Genomic DNA, 21,224 nt, shown 5'->3' on the forward strand with positions numbered 1-21,224 from the left:
ATTTTCCCTGCCGTGCAGATGCCCGCTCATCGGCATCCGACCAAAGTTTTCCACAGGACAAATTGACACACCCCGCGCGGCGCTCTTAACCTAGCGCCCAGTCATTGTAAATTGGTCTTACCAATTATCCAATGCCAGTGCCTTGACCAACAACAATTAGGGGCCACCCCATATGCAAACCTGGCAACAACTCTATACCCCGCTTGGTAGCCTCGGCCTGTCCGCGCTGGCGGCGGTCATCCCCATCGTGTTCTTCTTCCTCGCCCTCGCCGTGTTCCGCCTCAAGGGCCACGTCGCCGGCAGCATCACCCTCGCGCTGTCGATCCTGGTGGCGATCTTCGCCTTCCAGATGCCGGTCGACATGGCCCTGGCCGCCGCGGGCTATGGCTTCCTCTACGGCCTGTGGCCGATTGCCTGGATCATCGTCGCCGCGGTGTTCCTCTATAAACTGACGGTCAAGAGCGGCCAGTTCGAGGTGATCCGCAGCTCGGTGCTGTCGATCACCGACGACCAGCGCCTGCAAGTGCTGCTGATCGGCTTCTGCTTCGGCGCCTTCCTCGAAGGCGCGGCCGGCTTCGGCGCGCCGGTGGCCATCACCGCCGCGCTGCTGGTGGGCCTGGGCTTCAACCCGCTGTACGCCGCCGGCCTGTGCCTGATCGCCAACACCGCGCCAGTGGCCTTCGGCGCCCTGGGCATCCCGATCATCGTCGCTGGGCAAGTGACCGGCATCGACGCCTTCCACATCGGCGCCATGACCGGCCGCCAGCTGCCACTGCTGTCGCTGTTCGTGCCGTTCTGGCTGGTGTTCATGATGGACGGCGTGCGCGGCGTGAAAGAGACCTGGCCCGCCGCCCTGGTGGCCGGCCTGAGCTTCGCCGTCACTCAGTACTTCACCTCCAACTTCATCGGCCCGGAGCTGCCGGACATCACCTCGGCCCTGGCCAGCCTGATCGCCCTGACCCTGTTCCTGAAAGTCTGGCAGCCCAAGCGCTCGTTCGCCGAAGCCAAGGGCAGCGTCGGCGCCGCCGTGGTGCAATCGGGTGGCAGCCAGCCTTCGCCGTACAGCTTCGGCGAGATCTTCAAGGCCTGGTCGCCGTTCCTGATCCTGACCGTGCTGGTCACGATCTGGACCCTGAAGCCGTTCAAGGCGGCCTTCGCCCCGGGCGGCGCGATGTACAACTTCGTGTTCAACTTCGCCATCCCGCACCTCGACCAGTTGGTGATCAAGACCGCGCCGATCGTCACCGCGCCGACCGCCATGCCGGCGGTGTTCAAGTTCGACCCGATCTCCGCCACCGGCACCGCGATCTTCCTCTCCGCGCTGATCTCGATGTGGGTATTGAAGATCAACCTCAAAACTGGTCTGACCACTTTTAAAGAGACCTTCTGGGAACTGCGCTGGCCAATCCTGTCGATCGGCATGGTGCTGGCCTTCGCCTTCGTCACCAACTACTCGGGCATGTCCTCGACCATGGCTCTGGTGCTGGCCGGCACGGGCGCCGCATTCCCGTTCTTCTCGCCATTCCTGGGCTGGCTGGGCGTGTTCCTGACCGGTTCCGACACCTCGTCCAACGCCCTGTTCAGCTCGCTGCAGGCCACCACCGCGCACCAGATCGGGGTCAACGACACCCTGCTGGTGGCGGCCAACACCAGCGGCGGCGTGACCGGCAAGATGATCTCGCCGCAGTCGATCGCCGTGGCCTGCGCTGCCACCGGCCTGGTGGGCAAGGAGTCCGATCTGTTCCGCTTCACCGTCAAGCACAGCCTGTTCTTCGCCACCATCGTCGGCCTGATCACCCTGATCCAGGCCTACTGGCTGACCGGCATGCTGGTTCATCACTAAAGTGAAGGGGCCGGGCGCCCTGGCGCCCGGCATCTCCCTCAACCCACGCTGCGAGAATCCATGATCATTTCCGCCTCCACCGACTATCGCGCCGCGGCCCAGCGCAAGCTGCCCCCCTTCCTCTTCCACTACGCCGACGGCGGTGCCTACGCCGAGCACACCCTGCGCCACAACGTCTCGGACCTGGCCAGCATCGCCCTGCGTCAGCGCGTGCTGAAGAATATGTCGGACCTGAGCCTTGAGACCCGGCTGTTCGACGAAACCCTGAGCATGCCCGTGGCCCTGGCCCCGGTCGGTCTCACCGGCATGTACGCCCGCCGTGGCGAAGTGCAAGCGGCCCGCGCGGCGGCGGCCCATGGCATTCCGTTCACGATGTCGACGGTGTCGGTGTGCCCGATCGAGGAAGTGGCCCCGGCCATCGACCGGCCGATGTGGTTTCAGCTGTATGTCCTGAAAGACCGTGGTTTCATGCGCAACGCCCTGGAGCGGGCAAAAGCGGCCGGCGTGAAAACCCTGGTGTTCACCGTCGACATGCCCGTGCCCGGTGCCCGCTACCGCGACGCCCACTCCGGCATGAGCGGCCCGAACGCGCCGTTGCGCCGCGTGTGGCAGGCCATGACCCACCCGCAGTGGGCGCTGGATGTCGGCCTGCTCGGCCGCCCGCACGATCTTGGCAACATCTCCAAATACCGTGGCAACCCCACGGGCCTGGCCGACTACATCGGCTGGCTGGGCAACAACTTCGACCCGTCCATCTCCTGGAAAGACCTTGAGTGGATCCGTGAATTCTGGGACGGCCCAATGATCATCAAGGGCATCCTCGACGCCGAGGATGCCCGCGACGCGGTCAAGTTCGGCGCCGACGGCATCGTCGTCTCCAACCACGGCGGCCGCCAGCTCGACGGCGTGCTGTCCAGCGCCCGCGCCCTGCCGGCGATCGCCGACGCGGTGAAGGGCGACATCAAGATCCTCGCCGACTCCGGCATCCGCAGCGGCCTCGACGTGGTGCGCATGATCGCCCTGGGCGCCGACACCGTGCTGATCGGCCGCGCCTTCCTGTATGCCCTGGCCACCCATGGCGAAGCGGGCGTGAAGAACCTGCTGGAGCTGTTCGAGAAAGAGATGCGCGTGGCCATGGTACTGACCGGCGCCAAGTCCATCGGCGAGATCACCCGAGACTCGCTGGTCCGCGAACTGGGCGCCTGAGCGCGCCCGCCAATGCCTGATTGCCCGGGGCACGCCGCGCACAAGACGCCGCGGCCCCGCGAGGAGACTGCATGAGCCTGCCCGCCGCGTTCCTGCGTGATGCCGAGCGCCTGATCCCCGCCGAACGCCGCTTCGACGACCCGACCTCGACCCTGGCCTTCGGCACCGACGCCAGTTTCTACCGGCTGATTCCCAAGCTGGTGGTGCGCGTGGAATCCGAGGACGAAGTGGTCGCGCTGCTCCAGCTGGCCCAGCGTGACCGGGTACCCGTGACCTTCCGCGCCGCTGGCACCAGCCTGTCGGGCCAGGCGCTCAGCGACTCGGTGCTGATCGTGCTCGGCGACAACTGGAATGGCCGGGAGATTCGCGGCCAGGGCACGCAGATCCGCCTGCAGCCCGGGGTGATCGGCGCCCAGGCCAACGCCTGGCTCGCCCCCTTCGGACGCAAGATCGGCCCGGACCCGGCCTCGATCAACGCCTGCAAGATCGGTGGCATCGTCGCCAATAACGCCAGCGGCATGTGCTGCGGCACCGCGCAGAACACCTACCACACCCTTGCCGGCCTGCGCCTGGTGCTGGCCGACGGCACCCGCCTGGACAGCGAGGACCCGGCCAGTGTCGCTGCATTCGAGCAAAGCCACGCCGGCCTGCTGGACGAGCTGGCCCGCCTTGGCCGCGAGACCCGCGCCAACCTCGCACTGGCCGATCGCATCCGCCACAAGTACCGACTGAAGAACACCACGGGCCTGTCGCTCAACGCGCTGGTGGACTACGACCAGCCGCTCGACATCCTGCAGCACCTGCTGGTGGGTTCCGAAGGTACCCTCGGTTTCATCAGCGCCGTCACCTACGACACAGTGCCCGACCATCCGCACAAGGCCAGCGCGCTGCTGGTGTTCCCGAGCGTGGAAAGCTGCTGCCGGGCGGTGACCCTGCTCAAGCCGCAACCGGTGTCCGCCGTGGAGCTGCTCGACCGCCGCAGCCTGCGTTCGGTGCAGGACATGCCCGGCATGCCGGCCTGGGTGAAAGGCCTGTCCAACAACGCCTGCGCCTTGCTGATCGAGTCCCGCGCCGCCAACCAGAGCCTGCTGCACGAACAGCTCGACCAGGTGATGGCCGCCATCGCCGAGTTCCCGCTGGAGCAGAAGGTCGCCTTCAGCGAAGACCCGGCGGTGTACAACCAGCTGTGGAAGATCCGCAAGGACACCTTCCCCGCCGTCGGCGCCGTGCGCCAGACCGGCACCACGGTGATCATCGAAGACGTCACCTTCCCCATCGAGCAGCTGGCCGAGGGCGTCAACCGCCTGATCCAGCTGTTCGACAAGCACCGTTACGACGAAGCGATCATTTTCGGCCACGCCCTGGAAGGCAACCTGCACTTCGTCTTCACCCAGGGCTTCAACAGTGCCGAGGAAGTGGCGCGCTACCAGGCGTTCATGGATGACGTTGCACAATTGGTGGCGGTGGAGTTCGGCGGCTCGCTCAAGGCCGAGCACGGCACCGGGCGCAACATGGCGCCGTTCGTCGAGCTGGAGTGGGGCAAGGACGCCTATCAGTTGATGTGGCAGCTCAAGCGCCTGCTCGACCCCAACGGCATCCTCAACCCCGATGTGGTGCTGAGCGAGGATCCGGATATCCACCTGAAGAACCTCAAGCCGCTGCCGGCCGCCGACGAGATCGTCGACAAGTGCATCGAGTGCGGGTTCTGCGAGCCGGTGTGCCCGTCGAAAGGGCTGACCCTCAGCCCACGCCAGCGCATCGTCATGTGGCGCGATATCCAGGCGAAGAAGCGTGCCGGCGTCGACATCCGCGAACTGCTGCGCACCTATCAGTACCAGGGCATCGATACCTGCGCCGCCACGGGCCTCTGTGCCCAGCGCTGCCCGGTGGGTATCAATACCGGCGAGCTGGTGAAGAAACTGCGCGGCCAGGCGGCCGAACACGACAAGGCCGCCGACTGGCTGGCCGAGCATTTCCACGCCACCCTGCGCGGCGCCCGCTTCACCCTGGCCGCCGCCAATAGCGCACGCAGGCTGCTCGGCGCCCCTCGCATGAGCCGCCTCAGCGCCAGCCTCAGCAAGGCCAGCAAAGGCCGCCTGCCGCAGTGGACGCCCGCCATGCCGCAGCCGCTGCGCGCCATCGACTTCCCTGCGCCAAGCCACGATGCCCGCCCACGGGTCGTCTACCTGGCCGCCTGCGTGTCGCGGGTGATGGGCCCGGCCTACGCCGACCGCGAACAGAACTCGCTGCTGGACAAGACCCGCGCCCTGCTGGAAAAGGCCGGCTACCAGGTGGTGTTCCCGGACAACGCCGACAGCCTGTGCTGCGGCCAGCCGTTCGCCTCCAAGGGCTACCCCGAGCAGGCCGAGCACAAGCGCCAGGAGCTGATCACCGCGCTACTGCACGCCAGCCGCGGCGGCCTCGACCCGATCTACTGCGACACCAGTCCCTGCACCCTGCGCCTGGTGCAAGACCTGGGCGAGTCGCGACTGGACCTGTACGACCCGGTGCGCTTCATCCGCACCCATCTGGTCGACAGGCTGGAGTTCACCCCCCAGGACGAGCCGGTGGCGGTACACGTGACCTGCAGCACCCAGCACCTGGGCGAAAGCCAGGCGCTGATCGACCTGGCGCGGCGCTGCAGCAAGCAGGTGGTAATCCCCGAGGGCATCCATTGCTGCGGCTTCGCCGGCGACAAGGGCTTCACCACCCCGGAGCTCAATGCCCACTCCCTGCGCACCCTGAAGGACGCCGTGCAGTACTGCAGCGAAGGGATCTCCACCAGCCGCACCTGTGAAATCGGCCTGTCGAGTCACAGCGGCATCGACTATCACGGCCTGGTGTACCTGGTCGACCGGGTCACCCGCGCGCGCAGCCTCTGAACCTAAGGCAGTCCCGCTCTCCCTCCGGTGGGAGCGGGCTAGCCCCGCGGTGGCGCCGGTAAAGCCAGCAGCACAACTGCGTCCTGCACAAACCCTGCGCACTCAAGTAAACTGGCGGCCTTTTCGCGCAGCCTCGGGCTGCCCCTGTCGATTTACCAAAGGTGCCCGCCATGCCCTGGCTGCAAGTACGCCTGGCCATCAGCCCGGAACAAGCCGAAACCTACGAAGACGCCCTGCTCGAAGTGGGTGCCGTCTCGGTGACCTTCATGGACGCCGAAGACCAGCCGATCTTCGAACCGGACCTCAACACCACCCCACTGTGGTCGCACACGCACCTGCTGGCGCTGTTCGAGGCCGATGCCGAACCTGAAGCGGTGTTCGCCCACCTGCAATTGCTGACCGGTGCCGCGCTGCCCGAGCACCAGGCCGAAGTGATCGAGGACCAGGACTGGGAGCGCAGCTGGATGGACAACTTCCAGCCCATGCGCTTCGGCCAGCGCCTGTGGATCGTGCCGAGCTGGCACGAAGCCCCGGAAAAGGACGCGGTCAACCTGCTGCTCGACCCCGGCCTGGCGTTCGGCACCGGCACCCACCCGACCACCGCGCTGTGCCTGGAGTGGCTCGACGGCCAACAGCTGCAAGGCACCCAGGTGCTGGACTTCGGCTGCGGCTCGGGCATCCTCGCCATCGCCGCGCTGCTGCTCGGCGCCCGCCACGCGGTCGGCACCGACATCGACGTGCAGGCTATCGAGGCCTCCCGTGACAACGCCCAGCGCAACGGCATCGCCGACGACAAGTTCGACCTGTACCTGCCCGAGCAGATGCCGGCCATGCAGGCCGACGTGCTGGTCGCCAACATCCTGGCCGGCCCACTGGTCTCGCTGGCGCCGCAACTGTCCGGCCTGGTACGCCCCGGTGGCCTGCTGGCGCTATCGGGCATCCTTGCCGAACAAGGCGAGGAAGTGGCCGCAGCGTATACGGCCGACTTCGACCTGGACCCGATCGTCGTGCGCGACGGCTGGGTACGTATCAGTGGTCGCCGCCGCTAAGCGCGCCTAGACTCATCTCCTGCACAGTTCCCCGGACAGCCGCATGACCGACAGTTTCGTCACCCAGTGCCCGCATTGCCAGACCAGCTTTCGCGTCACCCATCACCAGTTGAGCGTGGCCCGCGGCGTGGTGCGCTGCGGCCATTGCCTGCAGGTGTTCAACGCGGCGAAACAGTTGCTGGAGCAGAACCGCGTCGCCACTGGTGAAGGCAGCGCCGAGGCACCGCCCGCCGTGGCGGAGCCGGTCGTGTCGGTGCCCCCGGCAGCTGAGCCGGTGGCCGAAACTCCGGAATCGGACGAAGACAACTGGAGCGTCACGGCCGAGGAGCTGGACGCCCTCGACCTCGACCAGGAACTGGCGCGCCTCGAACGGCGCAGCCCGGGTGACCGGCGCGGCGCGACGCAGAGCGTGCTGCAGGCCCGTCGCGACGAGCAGGTCGGCGATGGACACGGCGACGAACTGTTTGGCACCGCCACCGATGACGACCTGGAGCCCGCGCAGGTCCGCGAGGAAGCGCCGGTACTGCTCGAGCAGGAACCGCTGGACCTGGAGCCTGCGGCCGACGAACGCACCGAACCGACCCTCGGCAGCGCCGACCTCGAGCTGGACGACGAACCGCCGGTACGCCACCCGCCAGCAGCCGACGACCTCGACGAGCCACTGGAGCGGATGTCCGCCAACGACGAACCTGTTCCGGAAAAGGGCCTCTCGGCGCTGGACGACGAGGTCCGCAGCGAGCCGCTCTCGGCCCGCGACGAGGAACCCGACGAACAGCTTGGGCAACGCCTGGAACCCAGCCTGGCGATCAAGCCCGAGCGCACGCGCAAAGAGCCGCTGGTCGATGTGGTCGACGACCCGCTGCAACTGGACTGGGAGAAGCCTGCACCGAACTGGGGCAAGCGCCTGCTGTGGGGCTTCCTGACCCTGCTGGCCGCCGGCCTGCTGGCGTTCCAGTACGTCTGGTTCCACTTCGACGAGATGGCCCGCCAGGACCAGTACCGCCCCTGGTTCCAGCAACTGTGCCCGGCGCTCGGCTGCCAGGTGCCGACCCGCGTGGACATCTCGCGGATCAAGAGCAGCAACCTGGTGGTGCGCAGCCACCCGGACTTCAAGGGTGCGCTGATCGTCGACGCGATCATCTACAACCGCGCCCCCTTCGCCCAGCCCTTCCCCTTGCTGGAGCTGCGCTTCGCCGACCTCAACGGCCAGCTGATCGCCAGCCGACGCTTCAAGCCCAGTGAATACCTGTCGGGCGAGCTGGCCGGCCGCGGCGAGATGCCCAGCCAGACACCGATCCACATCGCCCTGGACATCCTCGACCCGGGGCCGAAGGCGGTGAACTACAGCCTGAGCTTCCGCTCGCCGGAATAAGCGACCAGCGGCAAGCCCGCCCTACTGGCTTGCCAGCGTCGCGAACGGGCCGCAAAGCGGCCCCAGGTTCAGCGCAACGGCTGAATTTCCAGCACCTGCGGCATCGGTCATAACGCCGCAACTGTTCAGATTTTATCCAGATTCATCTTTATCCGGTCATCGAGAGCGGGTATCATGCCATCCCTTTTTCGAACTCCAATGATTCGGCCCCACAACAGGGAACACCTATGTCGGCGGTACGCATCGGCCCTTACACACTGCAGAACAACCTGATCCTGGCCCCCATGGCCGGCGTCACGGACCAGCCTTTTCGCACCCTGTGCAAACGCCTCGGGGCGGGCATGGTGGTCTCGGAGATGGTCTCCAGCGACATGCGCCTGTGGAACAGCCGCAAGTCGAGTCTGCGTCGCATCCACGAAGGCGATCCCGAGCCGCGCTCGGTGCAGATCGCCGGCGGCGACGCGCAGATGATGGCCGAGGCGGCCCGGGCCAACGTCGAGGCCGGCGCCCAGATCATCGACATCAACATGGGTTGCCCGGCGAAAAAAGTCTGCAACAAGGCCGCAGGCTCTGCTTTATTGAGAGATGAAGCCTTGGTCACCGAGATTCTCCACGCCGTCGTCGGCGCCGTGGACGTCCCGGTGACGCTGAAGATCCGCACCGGCTGGGACCGGGCGAACAAGAACGGCCTGAATGTGGCGAAGATCGCTGAACAGGCCGGCATCCAGGCGCTGGCGGTGCATGGCCGCACACGCGCCGACCTGTACACCGGTGACGCCGAGTACGACACCATCGCCGCGATCAAGCAGGCGGTGTCGATCCCGGTTTTCGCCAACGGCGACATCACCTCGCCGGAAAAGGCCCGGGCGGTGCTGCACGCCACCGGTGCCGACGGCCTGCTGATCGGCCGTGCCGCCCAGGGGCGGCCGTGGATTTTCCGCGAGATCGAGCATTACCTGCGCACGGGCGAGCACCTGCCCGCACCGGCGCTGGACGAAGTGGAACGCATTCTGCTGGAGCACCTGGCTGCACTGCACGCCTTCTACGGCGATGTGATGGGCGTGCGTATCGCCCGCAAGCACGTGGGCTGGTACCTGGCGACCCGACCCGGCGGCAAGGAGTTCCGCAGCCGGTTCAACGCTTTGGAAGACACACAAGCGCAGTGCGCCAACGTTCAGGCGTTTTTCGCCGAACGTCGACAGAGCCTTGGGACAGAGGACGAACAAGGGGTGGCCGCATGACGATGATGACCGAGACATTAGTGAGTGGAACAACGCCCGTGAGCGACAACGCCAACCTCAAGCAGCACCTGAACACGCCGAGCGAGGAGGGCCAGACCCTGCGCGACAGCGTCGAGAAGGCGCTGCACAACTACTTCGCCCACCTGGAAGGCGCTACCGTCACGGACGTGTACAACCTGGTGCTCTCGGAAGTCGAGGCGCCCTTGCTCGAATGCGTGATGAACTACGTCAAGGGCAACCAGACCAAGGCCAGCGAGATGCTCGGACTCAACCGAGGCACGCTGCGCAAGAAGCTCAAGCAGTACGATCTGTTGTAAGGCCAGAACCCCAACCAGAAAAGGCGCTCATGCAAAAAGGCGCCTTTTTTGCTGACTCCACCGCGTTATGGAATCTGAAATGACCGACCAGACTACCCGCCTGCCGATCCGCCGCGCCCTGATCAGCGTCTCCGACAAGACCGGTATCCTCGAATTCGCCCGTGAGCTGCAGCAGCTCGGTGTCGAGATCCTGTCCACCGGCGGCACCTACAAGCTGCTCAAGGACAATGGCGTGAACGCGGTGGAAGTGGCCGACTACACCGGCTTCGCCGAAATGATGGACGGCCGGGTCAAGACCCTGCATCCGAAGATCCACGGCGGCATCCTCGGCCGTCGCGGCACCGACGACGCCATCATGAACGAGCACGGCATCAAGCCGATCGACCTGGTCGCGGTCAACCTGTACCCGTTCGAAGCTACCATCAGCAAGCCGGGCTGCGACCTGCCGACCGCCATCGAGAACATCGACATCGGCGGCCCGACCATGGTCCGTTCGGCGGCGAAGAACCACAAGGACGTCGCCATCGTGGTCAACGCCAGCGACTACGCCGGCATCGTCGAGGGTCTCAAGGCCGGCGGCCTGACCTACGCCCAGCGTTTCGACCTGATGCTCAAGGCCTTCGAGCACACCGCCGCCTACGACGGCATGATCGCCAACTACATGGGCACCATTGACCAGGCCAAGCAGACCCTGTCGACCGAAGATCGCAGCGAGTTCCCGCGCACCTTCAACAGCCAGTTCGTCAAGGCCCAGGAAATGCGCTACGGCGAGAACCCGCACCAGAGCGCGGCGTTCTACGTCGAGGCGAAGAAGGGCGAGGCCAGCATCTCCACCGCCATCCAGTTGCAAGGCAAGGAGCTGTCGTTCAACAACGTGGCCGACACCGACGCCGCGCTGGAGTGCGTGAAGAGCTTCGTCAAGCCGGCCTGCGTGATCGTCAAGCACGCCAACCCGTGCGGCGTGGCCGTGGTGCCTGAAGACGAAGGCGGCATCCGCAAGGCCTACGACCTGGCCTACGCCACCGATACCGAATCGGCCTTCGGCGGCATCATCGCCTTCAACCGCGAGCTGGACGGCGAAACCGCCAAGGCCATCGTCGAGCGTCAGTTCGTCGAAGTGATCATCGCCCCGAAAATCTCCCAGGCCGCCCGCGAAGTCGTGGCCGCCAAGCAGAACGTGCGTCTGCTGGAGTGCGGCGAGTGGCCAGCCGAGCGCGCCGCCGGTTGGGACTTCAAGCGCGTCAACGGTGGCCTGCTGGTGCAGAGCCGCGATATCGGCATGATCAGCGCCGACGACCTGAAGATCGTCACCCAGCGCGCGCCGACCGAGCAGGAAATCCACGACCTGGTGTTCGCCTGGAAAGTGGCCAAGTTCGTCAAGTCCAACGCCATCGTCTACGCCAAGAACCGCCAGACCATCGGCGTCGGCGCCGGCCAGATGAGCCGCGTAAACTCCGCGCGCATCGCCGCGATCAAGGCCGAGCACGCCGGTCTGCAGGTGCAGGGCGCGGTGATGGCCTCGGATGCGTTCTTCCCGTTCCGTGATGGCATCGACAACGCGGCTAAAGTGGGTATCAGCGCCGTGATCCAGCCGGGTGGCTCGATGCGTGATGCAGAAGTCATCGCCGCTGCTGACGAGGCAGGCATTGCGATGGTGTTCACCGGTATGCGCCACTTCCGCCACTAAACAGATGCCGGGCGATCCCGGTCCTTGTGTAGGAGCGGCCTTGTGTCGCGAAAGGGGCGCGTAGCGGCCCCAGGTTTCAGCTTCGCAGCAGAAATTGCTGGGGCTGCTGCGCAGCCCTATCGCGACACAAGGCCGCTCCTACACAGGGAACGCGGATCGCCGTAATACAGAATTCGAGGTTTTGACATGAAAGTTTTGATCATCGGCAGCGGCGGTCGTGAACACGCCCTGGCCTGGAAAGTCGCCCAGGACCCACGCGTCGAGAAAGTCTTCGTTGCCCCGGGCAACGCCGGCACCGCCACCGAAGCCAAATGCGAGAACGTCGCCATCGACGTCACCGCCCTGGAGCAACTGGCCGACTTCGCCGAGAAGAACGTCGACCTGACCATCGTCGGCCCGGAAGCGCCGCTGGTGCTCGGCGTCGTCGACCTGTTCCGCAGCCGTAACCTGGACTGCTTCGGTCCGACCAAGGGCGCGGCCCAGCTGGAAGGCTCCAAGGCCTTCACCAAGGACTTCCTGGCCCGTCACAAGATCCCGACCGCCGACTACCAGAACTTCACCGAGATCGAGCCAGCCCTGGCCTACCTGCGTGAGAAAGGCGCGCCGATCGTGATCAAGGCCGACGGCCTGGCCGCTGGCAAGGGCGTGATCGTTGCCATGACCCTGCAGGAAGCCGAAGACGCCGTGCGCGACATGCTCGCCGGCAATGCCTTCGGCGAAGCCGGTTCGCGAGTGGTGATCGAAGAGTTCCTCGACGGCGAGGAAGCCAGCTTCATCGTCATGGTCGACGGCCACAACGTGCTGCCCATGGCCACCAGCCAGGACCACAAGCGCGTCGGCGACCAGGACACCGGCCCGAACACCGGCGGCATGGGCGCCTACTCCCCTGCCCCGGTGGTCACCGCCGACGTGCACCAGCGCGTGATGGACCAGGTGATCTGGCCGACCGTGCGCGGCATGGCCGAGGAAGGCAACGTCTACACCGGCTTCCTCTACGCTGGCCTGATGATCGACAAGGCGGGCAACCCCAAGGTCATCGAGTTCAACTGCCGCTTCGGCGACCCGGAGACCCAGCCGGTCATGCTGCGTCTGGAGTCGAGCCTGGTACTGCTGGTCGAGGCCGCCTTCGCCAAGGCCCTGGACAAGGTCGAAGCACAATGGGACCCGCGTCCGAGCCTGGGCGTGGTACTGGCTGCCGGTGGCTACCCGGGCGACTACGCCAAGGGCGCCGCGATCAGCGGTCTGGATGCCGCCGCCAAGCTTGAAGGCAAGGTGTTCCACGCCGGTACCGCGCTGAAGGACGGCCAGGTGGTCAGCGCCGGCGGCCGCGTGCTCTGCGCCACCGCCATGGGCGACACCGTCGAGGCCGCCCAGCAGCAGGCTTACCGCCTGGCCGAGCAGGTCAAGTGGGACGCCAGCTTCTACCGCACCGACATCGGCTACCGGGCCATCGCCCGCGAGCGCGGTGAGCACCAGCAGTAAAAGTGCACCGAACGGCCGTGGCGCTCCGTGCGCGCGGCCTTCGGCTCGTCGTCAAGGCCCTGCCGGGGCCTTGCCTTCGCCTTGGCGCGCCGCGCATAGTTGTTATCCGGCACATTAGCTAAGAAGGGATTTCGTCGTGCGTCGGCTTCGGATTGCCATAGCCCTGATCGTCAACCTGCTGACCCTGCTCTGCCTGCTCCCGGCACACGCCGAACAGGCCGCAGGCTGGTCGGCGCTGCTCGACGAACAGGCCAACCTGCAATTGTCCGATGTACGCTCCGAGCGTTACCGCAACCAGTTCAGCCCCCTGGCCCTCGACGAACTGGATGCCGCCCTCCCCGACCAGGCGCTCTGGCTGCACTACCGCCTGGAACCGCACGACCAGGAGCAACTGGTCCGCATCTTCGCCCCCGACCTGTCGCGCCTGGACCTCTACGCCCTCGAAGGCGGCAAGCTGCTGCGCCAGCTGCACCATGGCCGCCAGGGCGATGGCCTGAGCCCGACACAGCGCGGCCGGGACCATGTGCTGCCGCTGCCGCACAGCAGCCAGCCACTGGACATCTACCTGCGGCTGGTCTCCGAACACCAGTTGCGCCCGGCCATCAGCGTCGAGTCCACCGCCCACGCCGCGGCCGACCAGCGCCAGTCGCTGCTGTTCGGCCTGCTGTTCGGCGGGCTGGTGATGCTGATCCTGCACAACCTGATCCGCTTCGCCTATTCACGCTCCAGCACCACGCTGGTCCTGGCGCTGTACCACGGCCTGATGCTGCTCAGCGCCCTGATCCTGCTCAATCTCACTGGCCCGTGGGGGCAGCTGTGGCATAGCGCGCAGACCCCGGCGGCCTACCTGACCCTGGTGCTGGCGGGCCTGGCCGGGCTGTACTTCACCCTGCATTTCTTCTCTCCCTGCAGTTCGGCGCGGCTCAACCGCCTGCTGCAGATGGAAATGGTAGTGGCCGCGGTCAGCGGCATGGTGCTGCTGTTCGTCGACACGCTGCCGCTGAACCTGATGACCTACGCCCTGCTCGCCCTGGGCAGCGTGAGCATGCTGCTGGTCAGCAGCTACCACTGGTACAAGGGTTACGGCCCGGCGCGGCTGTTCAGCGTGGCGATGCTGGTGTTCAACCTCGGCGGCCTGGTGCTGCTGCCGGCCCTGCTGGGCCTGACCCGCACCGCCACGCCCTGGCTGCTGTGCATCCTCATGGCGCTGACCGTGGTCAGCGGCCTGTTGCTCAACCTCGCGGTCAGCGAGCGCCTGCGCCGAATCAGCGAGGAGCGCTTCCGCGCCAGCCGCGCCCTGGCCGCCAGCGATGCCGAGATCAACGCCAAGGCCGAGTTCCTGGCCAAGATCAGCCACGAGATCCGTACCCCGATGAACGGTGTGCTGGGCATGACCGAGCTGCTGCTGGGCACGCCGCTGTCGGTCAAGCAGCGCGACTACGTGCAGACCATCCACAGCGCCGGCAACGAACTGCTCACCCTGATCAACGAGATCCTCGACATCTCCAAGCTCGAGTCGCGGCAGATCGAACTGGACGATGTGCAGTTCGACCTCAACGCCCTGATCGAGGACTGCCTGAACATCTTCCGGGCCAAGGCCGAGCAGCAGAACATCGAGTTGATCAGCTTCACCCAGCCCCAGGTGCCCAGGGTCGTCAGCGGCGACCCGACACGGCTGCGCCAGGCCCTGTCGAGCCTGCTGGACAACGCCCTGAAGAACACCACCCAGGGCGAGATCCTGCTGGTGGTGGCCCTCGACCAGCGCGGCGACAGCCCGCGCCTGCGCATCGCCGTGCAGGACAGCGGCGAGCCGATGCCGCCCGCTGAGCGCGACGCCCTGCTGCAGGCCGAACTGCACAGCCGCCACTTCCTCTCCAGCAACAAGCTCGGCGGTCACCTGGGCCTGGTGATCGCCAAGCAGTTGATCGGCCTGATGCAGGGCGAATTCGGCATCAAGACCAGCACCAGCATGGGCAACACCCTGTGGCTGACCCTGCCGCTGGATCCGCAGCGCCTGGAGCAGCCGGCCACCGACCTCGACGGCCCGTTGCGCGATGCGCGGGTGCTGGTGGTCGACGACAACGACACCTGCCGCAAGGTGCTGGTACAGCAGTGCAGCGCCTGGGGCATGAACGTCAGCGCAGTGCCGTCGGGCAAGGAAGCGCTGGCGCTGCTGCGCACCAAGGCGCACCTGCGCGACTACTTCGACGCGGTGCTGCTGGACCAGAACATGCCCGGCATGACCGGCATGCAGCTGGCGGCCAAGATCAAGGAAGACCCGAGCCTGAACCATGACATCCTGGTGGTCATGCTCACCGGCATCAGCAATGCGCCGAGCAAGATCATCGCCCGTAACGCCGGGGTCAAGCGCATCCTCGCCAAGCCGGTGGCCGGCTATACGCTCAAGACCACCCTTGCCGAGGAACTCGCCCTGCGCGGTCGCGAGCAGGCCGCGCCGCCGCTGCCGGCCGGCACCCCGGTACCGCTGGACCTGCCCGGCGACTTCCGCATCCTGGTGGCCGAGGACAACAGCATCTCGACCAAGGTCATCCGCGGCATGCTCGGCAAGCTCAACCTCGAGCCGGACACCGCCAGCAACGGCGAGGAAGCCCTGCAGGCGATGAAGGCCAGGCACTACGACCTGGTACTGATGGACTGCGAGATGCCGGTGCTCGACGGGTTCTCCGCCACCCAGCAGCTGCGCGCCTGGGAAACCGCTAACCAGCGTCCGCGCACCCCGGTGGTGGCACTGACCGCGCACATCCTCAACGAACACAAGGAGCGGGCGCGCCTGGCTGGCATGGATGGGCACATGGCCAAGCCGGTGGAGCTGTCGCAATTGCGCGAACTGATCCAGTTCTGGGCGGGGCAGCGGCAGGTAATTACCGCGCCTCTCGACTGAAATGCTATCGGTGTAGGAGCGGCCTTGCGCCGCGAATGGGCTGCGTAGCAGCCCCGGATTTTCGGCGTTCATGCAGGCATCGCTGGGGCTGCGTTGCAGCCCTTTCGCGGCGCAAGGCCGCTCCTACAGGATCCGTGCTATACAGTGACATCTCCCCGCCGCGGACCCAGCGCCATGCTCCATGAGTTGTTCAGCGTCTACCTGAAAATGCTCGTGCTCTACAGCCCGTTCTTCGTGCTGTCGTGCTTCATCGGCCTGACCCGCGGCCACTCCAGCAAGGAACGCAAGCAACTGGCCTGGCGCGTGGCGATCGCCACGCTGGTGGCCAGCGTGCTGCTCTATCTGTTCGGGCGAGTGATCTTCGGCGTGTTCGGCATCACCGCCGACGCCTTTCGCATCGGTGCGGGCTCGGTGCTGTTCATCTCGGCGCTGGGCATGGCCCAGGGCAAGTCGGCGGTGCAGACCGACAACGTGCAGCAGGACGTGACCATCGTGCCGCTGACCATTCCGCTGACGGTCGGCCCGGGCACCATCGGTGCGCTGCTGGTGATGGGGGTGGGCCAGCCGCACTGGGACGACAAGCTGCTGGCCATCGTCAGCATCGCCCTGGCCAGCTTCACCGTCGGCCTGGTGCTGTACCTTTCGCACCGTATCGAGCGGCTGCTCGGCGACCAGGGCCTGCAGATCGTCAGCCGCCTGATGGGGCTGTTCGTCTGCGCCCTGGCGGCGCAGATCATCTTCACCGGGATCAAGGGCTACCTGCTGCCCTGACCCCGGCTACGCTCAGGGCTTGGCGGGATACCAGCGCGGCGTGTAGACCCATTGGCCGCCGTCGGCACGGGCAAAGGTGCAGGTGGTCGAGGAGCCCACCAGCACCATGGTGCGCATGTCGACCATCTCCGGCAGCAGCTCGCCCAGGGTCACTACCCGCAGTGTCTGCCCTGGCCGGCCGATATCGCGGCCCAGCACCACCGGCGTTTCTTCGTCGCGATGGCGGCGCACCACTTCCAGCGCCGCACCCAGCTGATGAGGCCGGGCCTTGGAGATCGGGTTGTAGAACGCCAGCACCAGATCCGCCTGGGCAGCCAGGTCGAGGCGTTTTTCGATGATCGACCAGGGCTTGAGATTGTCCGACAGCGACATCACGCAGAAATCGTGCCCCAGCGGCGCCCCCGCTTGCGCGGCGGTGGCCAGCGAGGCCGAGACACCGGGAAGAATCTCCAACTCGACGCGTTGCCAGGCCGGGTCGCTGGATTCGTGCAATGCTTCCAGCACTGCGGCAGCCATGGCGAATACGCCTGGATCACCCGACGACACCACCACCACCGAACGCCCCTGGGCCGCCAGCTCGAAGGCATGGCGGGCGCGCTGCATCTCTTCGCGGTTGTCGGTGCAGTGCAGCACTTGATCGTCGCGGAAGGGGCCGGCCATGCGCACGTAGGTTTCGTAGCCGAGCACATCCTGGGCGTGCGCCAGTTCGGCCTTGACCGCCGGCACCATCAGCTCGGCGGCACCAGGGCCCAAGCCGATCACGGCCAGGCGCCCCCGGCGACGGCCAACGCGGTCGATGTCGACCGGTGCCACGGCAACGGCGTGGGCGAGCCCCACGGACGAACCCACCCGCGCTTGCGGCAATGCATCAGCCAGCATCCGCTCCAGGCTCTCGGCGGCCGGGACAAAGCGCAGGGCGACGTTCAGCGCCTGGGCAGCCTCGTGCAGGGTCGGCTCCGCCATCTCGGTTTCGCTCGCCAGCAGGCAGGCCAATGCGGGCTCGGCGATGTTCGCTCGCAGCAGTTCCTCCCGCACCTGTTGCACCAGGTCAGCGCTGCCGGCTGTGACCGCCACCACCACGCAACGCGCATGGATCAGCAGTTCATCACGGCTGGCAGGACGCAGTGCGCTGCCCACGTGGATAGTGCGTTGGGCATCGTCACTGGCGGGCAACTGCACGTGCTTGAGCCACGGCGCGTCGCCTTCGACACGCACCGCTTCGCCCGCCAGCAGGTCGGAGACGAAACGCTTGCCTTGCTCCAGGTCCGCCAGCGCATAACCCTCGGGCGGGTTGAGCAGGCAGGTGCCGAAGCGCAGCTCGCCACTGGTGGTGATCGCCGCGCTGACACCCAGCGCCTCGCCGATTTCGCGGGCCATGACGTTGACCCCGCCCAGGCCACCGAGCAGCGGCACCACGGCGCTGCCGTCCTCGGCCACGGCCAGCACCGGCGGCTCGACACCTTTTTCGCTCAACAGCGGCGCCAGGGTACGAATGACGATACCCGCCGCGCACAAGGCGATGATCGGCGTGTCTTGCTGATACAACTCGCGCAGGGTGTCGCCGAAGACTGCGTAGTATTGGTCGGCACCCTCCACACGCCCGTGCAGGCCATGGATCACAGCCTGTGGATAACGTAGCTGGATTCGCTGCGCGGTAGCCAGGCTGCCCGGGCCGAGAATGACGATTGCCGGTGCCTTGATCATCCCTGCCATTTCTCACCCGGCACGATGATCAGCGAGAAGTACGGCGAGGACTGCGGATCGACTTCATCCAGCGCGACGATCTTCTGGTTGGCCATGGTGGCCCGCTCCACGTACAGCGCACGGCTATCCAGGCCCAGCTCGCCGAGCACCTGCCGCACCTTGGGGAAGTTGCGCCCCAACTTCATGATCACTGCCGCGTCGGCAGCGGCCAGGCGCTGTTTGAGCTCCTCATGGGGCAGCACACCGGAGAGCACGGTGAGGGTCTGGTTGCGATAGACCAGCGGCGCACCGAGCACCGAGGCGCCACCGAGCATCGAGCAGACACCGGGGATCACCTGGGCCTCGTAGCGCGAGGCCAGGCGATCGTGCAGGTACATGTACGAGCCGTAGAAGAACGGGTCCCCTTCGCAGATCACCGCCACGTCGCGGCCGGCGTCCAGGTGCGCGGCAACCTGCAGGCTGGCTTCGTCGTAGAAGTCGCTGATCACCTGCTCATAGGAGAGCGGCGCGGGCAGCGCCTCGGTGGTCACCGGGTATACCAGCGGCAGCAGGGTCTGTTCGGCTTGCAGGTGCGCTTCGATGATACCGAAGGCGTTGCCGCGCTTGCCCTTGGCTACGAAGTACGCCACCACGGGGGCCTCGCGCAGCAGGCGCAGGGCCTTGACCGTGATCAGTTCGGGATCGCCCGGGCCCACGCCCAGGCCCAGCAGTCGTCCGCGTTCGTGCATCATTCCACCTCCGTGGCCAGGGCGTTGACCGCGGCGGCGGCCATCGCGCTGCCGCCCAGGCGGCCCTGCATGATCACGAACGGCACGCCACGGCTGTCGGCGGCGAGCATGGCCTTGGATTCGGCGGCGCCGACGAAGCCGACCGGGAAGCCGAGGATCAGCGCCGGTTTCGGCGCGCCGGCATCGAGCATCTCCAGCAGGTAGAACAATGCGGTCGGCGCGTTGCCGATCACCACCACGCTGCCTTCCAGGTGCGGGCGCCACAGTTCCAGGGCCACCGCCGAGCGGGTGTTGCCCTCGGCCTTGGCCAGGTCCGGCACGCTCGGGTCGCGCAGGGTGCAGATCACCGGGTTGTTGGCCGGCAGGCGGGCGCGGGTGATGCCTTCGGCGACCATGTGCGCGTCACAGAGGATCGGCGCGCCCTTGGCCAGGGCCTCGCGGCCGGCGCTACCGGCGCCTTCGGAGAACTGCAGGCCATCGATGGCCTCGACCATGCCGCAGGCATGGATCACGCGCACGGCGAGCTTTTCAAGATCGGCGGGGATCCGCTCGAGCCGGGCTTCCTCGCGGATGATCCGGAAGGAATTGCGATAGATCTCCTGACCATCGCGAATGTAGTCAATCATCAAGGTGCTCCGTCGGCAGGTCGAGCATGGCGCCTGCTTCTTCTGGGGTGAGGTCGGCTGCGCGCAGCCTGCCGAAACCCGGCAGGCGTGCGTCGCGCAAATAAAGGTCATAACGGCCCGGGGCGCGGGCCAACAGGGTGGCCGGGGCGGCATGGGCCATGGCGCAGGAACGTGGGCAGGCTGTCAGGTGCACGCTGCCCGGGGCACCGTGGTGCAGCAGCGCGGCCAGGACAATGGCGTCGGCCTTGGTGTCGGCCTGGGCCTTGGCGCAACCGCTGGAGCCGGTGCAGGCAACGACCCGCGCCAGTGGATGTTCGTTGTGGCAGAGCATGCCGGATGCCGCCAGCTGCGCGCGTGCGTTTTCCAGCTCGGTCGGTTCGAGGGAGGTCAGCACCAGGCTCTGCCAAGGCGTCAGGCGCAAGCTGCCATCGCCCCATTGCCGGGCGATGCGCGCGGCACTGCGAAGCATTGCGGCCGTCAGGCGCCCGAGGGGCGGTGCGACGCCCAGGGCCACGCCCTGGCGCTGGGGCAGCACGCCCAACCAGGGGCTTGTCGTCGCCGGGCGCTGCCAGGCCATCGACGTGGCATCGATCTGAATCGCCAGCCCTTCCAGGAAGTGCTCAACCGGGCACACCTGCAGCAATTGACGCATGCGCGACTGCTCGGGTGTCGCCAGATCAAGGAAGCGCTCCAGCACCGCGCGCACCAACGCCGGCCCCTGCTCCATCGGTACCGCACCCAACGCCTGGCCATTCGACAGGCTGCTCGCGAGGCCGAACCGCAACCAGATGTGCCCTTCGCGTTGCATCGCGGACAGCCACAGATCATGGGCGTGGTCGAGCATCGCCAGCGCTTCGCCGCCATCGAGCTGCACGGCGAATTTGGCCGACAGCTTATGGAACCGGGGTGTGCTTTCCAGCAGGTCGAGGATCTGCCCGGCCAATGGTCGGGTGTCAAACAGCATGGTCGGATCGAGCCCGGCCAGTGGGCTGAGCATGAGGTTGCGGACATCATCGCCCGCCGCGTCACGCGGGCCGAGCCCGGCGGCCAGCAGATGCTCGACCAGCCCGCCGTGATCCTGGCCAATGCCGCGAATCTGCAGGTTGGCCCGATTGGTCGCCTCGATCACCCCGCCGGCGAAGCGCTCGGCGGCGTCGGCCACGGCATCGGCCTGATCGGCCAGCAACAGGCCGCCGGGCAGCTTGATCCGGCAAATGCCACCGTCGCGCGCGGCGACGATGCGCCACAACCCCGGACAGGCCGAGGGACGGGGCGAAACTTCGGAGGGTGGGGGCTGCGTCAAGGGAGCATCCGGCAATCGTGAAAGTGCGCTTCAGTGTAGAAGGCGCGGTATTATGCCTGCTTTGTCCGGCGGCATGAAAAACCGGTGGTCGAACGTTCAATTTCGGGGCTG

Annotated in this window: 15 protein-coding genes; 11 read left to right on the forward strand and 4 right to left on the reverse strand. The window is 66.6% G+C overall.

Features of this window, described 5'->3' with window-relative positions; all coding sequences use genetic code 11:
• Positions 1-172: 172 nt before the first annotated feature.
• From V0R62_RS16875 to V0R62_RS16925, 11 genes are all read left to right on the forward strand, one after another.
• Positions 173-1,843: a lactate permease LctP family transporter gene (locus V0R62_RS16875; RefSeq protein ID WP_330104542.1), complete on the forward strand. Its 1,671-nt coding sequence runs from the start codon at positions 173-175 to the stop codon at positions 1,841-1,843.
• 60 nt (positions 1,844-1,903) lie between these two features.
• Positions 1,904-3,049, forward strand: coding sequence for an FMN-dependent L-lactate dehydrogenase LldD (gene lldD / locus V0R62_RS16880; RefSeq protein WP_330104543.1), 1,146 nt, complete (start codon positions 1,904-1,906; stop codon positions 3,047-3,049).
• Positions 3,050-3,120: 71 nt separating this feature from the next.
• Positions 3,121-5,931, forward strand: a complete 2,811-nt coding sequence (locus tag V0R62_RS16885; protein WP_330104544.1) for an FAD-binding and (Fe-S)-binding domain-containing protein — start codon at positions 3,121-3,123, stop codon at positions 5,929-5,931.
• Between the two features lie 170 nt (positions 5,932-6,101).
• A complete protein-coding gene (gene prmA, locus V0R62_RS16890; RefSeq protein ID WP_050707004.1) occupies positions 6,102-6,980 on the forward strand; it encodes a 50S ribosomal protein L11 methyltransferase in 879 nt (292 codons plus the stop codon).
• 43 nt (positions 6,981-7,023) lie between these two features.
• Positions 7,024-8,352: a DUF3426 domain-containing protein gene (locus tag V0R62_RS16895; RefSeq protein ID WP_330104545.1), complete on the forward strand. Its 1,329-nt coding sequence runs from the start codon at positions 7,024-7,026 to the stop codon at positions 8,350-8,352.
• Between the two features lie 227 nt (positions 8,353-8,579).
• Positions 8,580-9,593, forward strand: coding sequence for a tRNA dihydrouridine synthase DusB (gene dusB, locus V0R62_RS16900; protein ID WP_186713763.1), 1,014 nt, complete (start codon positions 8,580-8,582; stop codon positions 9,591-9,593).
• Positions 9,590-9,910, forward strand: coding sequence for a DNA-binding transcriptional regulator Fis (gene fis, locus V0R62_RS16905; protein ID WP_011535876.1), 321 nt, complete (start codon positions 9,590-9,592; stop codon positions 9,908-9,910). Before dusB ends, fis begins: the two co-directional genes overlap by 4 nt.
• A gap of 79 nt (positions 9,911-9,989) precedes the next feature.
• Positions 9,990-11,597: a bifunctional phosphoribosylaminoimidazolecarboxamide formyltransferase/IMP cyclohydrolase gene (gene purH / locus V0R62_RS16910; protein ID WP_330104546.1), complete on the forward strand. Its 1,608-nt coding sequence runs from the start codon at positions 9,990-9,992 to the stop codon at positions 11,595-11,597.
• Positions 11,598-11,783: 186 nt separating this feature from the next.
• Positions 11,784-13,079 carry a phosphoribosylamine--glycine ligase gene (gene purD, locus V0R62_RS16915; RefSeq protein ID WP_186732738.1) on the forward strand — a complete coding sequence of 432 codons (1,296 nt, stop codon included), beginning with the start codon at positions 11,784-11,786 and terminating at the stop codon, positions 13,077-13,079.
• A 136-nt stretch (positions 13,080-13,215) separates the two neighbouring features.
• The gene (locus V0R62_RS16920) at positions 13,216-15,981 is read left to right on the forward strand and encodes a hybrid sensor histidine kinase/response regulator (protein WP_330104547.1); all 2,766 of its coding nucleotides are present in this window, start codon (positions 13,216-13,218) and stop codon (positions 15,979-15,981) included.
• Positions 15,982-16,155: 174 nt separating this feature from the next.
• Positions 16,156-16,752 carry a MarC family protein gene (locus V0R62_RS16925; protein WP_028691281.1) on the forward strand — a complete coding sequence of 199 codons (597 nt, stop codon included), beginning with the start codon at positions 16,156-16,158 and terminating at the stop codon, positions 16,750-16,752.
• 12 nt (positions 16,753-16,764) lie between these two features.
• Here the strand turns inward: V0R62_RS16925 and cobJ are convergent, their stop codons facing one another.
• From cobJ to cobG, 4 genes are read right to left on the reverse strand one after another with little or no spacing between them, the layout of a single operon-like run.
• Positions 16,765-18,465, reverse strand: coding sequence for a precorrin-3B C(17)-methyltransferase (gene cobJ / locus V0R62_RS16930; RefSeq protein ID WP_330104548.1), 1,701 nt, complete (start codon positions 18,463-18,465; stop codon positions 16,765-16,767).
• On the reverse strand, positions 18,453-19,187 hold the full coding sequence (locus V0R62_RS16935; RefSeq protein ID WP_330104549.1) for a precorrin-2 C(20)-methyltransferase: 735 nt from the start codon (positions 19,185-19,187) through the stop codon (positions 18,453-18,455). The genes cobJ and V0R62_RS16935 overlap by 13 nt, the downstream gene beginning before the upstream one ends.
• Positions 19,184-19,810, reverse strand: a complete 627-nt coding sequence (locus tag V0R62_RS16940; protein ID WP_046854044.1) for a precorrin-8X methylmutase — start codon at positions 19,808-19,810, stop codon at positions 19,184-19,186. The genes V0R62_RS16935 and V0R62_RS16940 overlap by 4 nt, the downstream gene beginning before the upstream one ends.
• Positions 19,803-21,128, reverse strand: a complete 1,326-nt coding sequence (cobG, locus tag V0R62_RS16945; protein WP_330104550.1) for a precorrin-3B synthase — start codon at positions 21,126-21,128, stop codon at positions 19,803-19,805. The genes V0R62_RS16940 and cobG overlap by 8 nt, the downstream gene beginning before the upstream one ends.
• Positions 21,129-21,224 lie beyond the last annotated feature (96 nt).

Origin of the sequence: Pseudomonas carassii (assembly GCF_036324045.1) — a bacterium.
GTDB lineage: Bacteria > Pseudomonadota > Gammaproteobacteria > Pseudomonadales > Pseudomonadaceae > Aquipseudomonas > Aquipseudomonas peradeniyensis.

Bases quoted from the DNA above. Each gene is read 5' to 3' on its own strand.
- V0R62_RS16875 (WP_330104542.1), top strand. From the start codon at position 173: ATGCAAACCTGGCAACAACTCTATACCCCGCTTGGTAGCCTCGGCCTG.
- lldD (WP_330104543.1), top strand. From the start codon at position 1,904: ATGATCATTTCCGCCTCCACCGACTATCGCGCCGCGGCCCAGCGCAAG.
- V0R62_RS16885 (WP_330104544.1), top strand. From the start codon at position 3,121: ATGAGCCTGCCCGCCGCGTTCCTGCGTGATGCCGAGCGCCTGATCCCC.
- prmA (WP_050707004.1), top strand. From the start codon at position 6,102: ATGCCCTGGCTGCAAGTACGCCTGGCCATCAGCCCGGAACAAGCCGAA.
- V0R62_RS16895 (WP_330104545.1), top strand. From the start codon at position 7,024: ATGACCGACAGTTTCGTCACCCAGTGCCCGCATTGCCAGACCAGCTTT.
- dusB (WP_186713763.1), top strand. From the start codon at position 8,580: ATGTCGGCGGTACGCATCGGCCCTTACACACTGCAGAACAACCTGATC.
- fis (WP_011535876.1), top strand. From the start codon at position 9,590: ATGACGATGATGACCGAGACATTAGTGAGTGGAACAACGCCCGTGAGC.
- purH (WP_330104546.1), top strand. From the start codon at position 9,990: ATGACCGACCAGACTACCCGCCTGCCGATCCGCCGCGCCCTGATCAGC.
- purD (WP_186732738.1), top strand. From the start codon at position 11,784: ATGAAAGTTTTGATCATCGGCAGCGGCGGTCGTGAACACGCCCTGGCC.
- V0R62_RS16925 (WP_028691281.1), top strand. From the start codon at position 16,156: ATGCTCCATGAGTTGTTCAGCGTCTACCTGAAAATGCTCGTGCTCTAC.
- cobJ (WP_330104548.1), bottom strand. From the start codon at position 18,465: ATGGCAGGGATGATCAAGGCACCGGCAATCGTCATTCTCGGCCCGGGC.
- V0R62_RS16935 (WP_330104549.1), bottom strand. From the start codon at position 19,187: ATGATGCACGAACGCGGACGACTGCTGGGCCTGGGCGTGGGCCCGGGC.
- V0R62_RS16940 (WP_046854044.1), bottom strand. From the start codon at position 19,810: ATGATTGACTACATTCGCGATGGTCAGGAGATCTATCGCAATTCCTTC.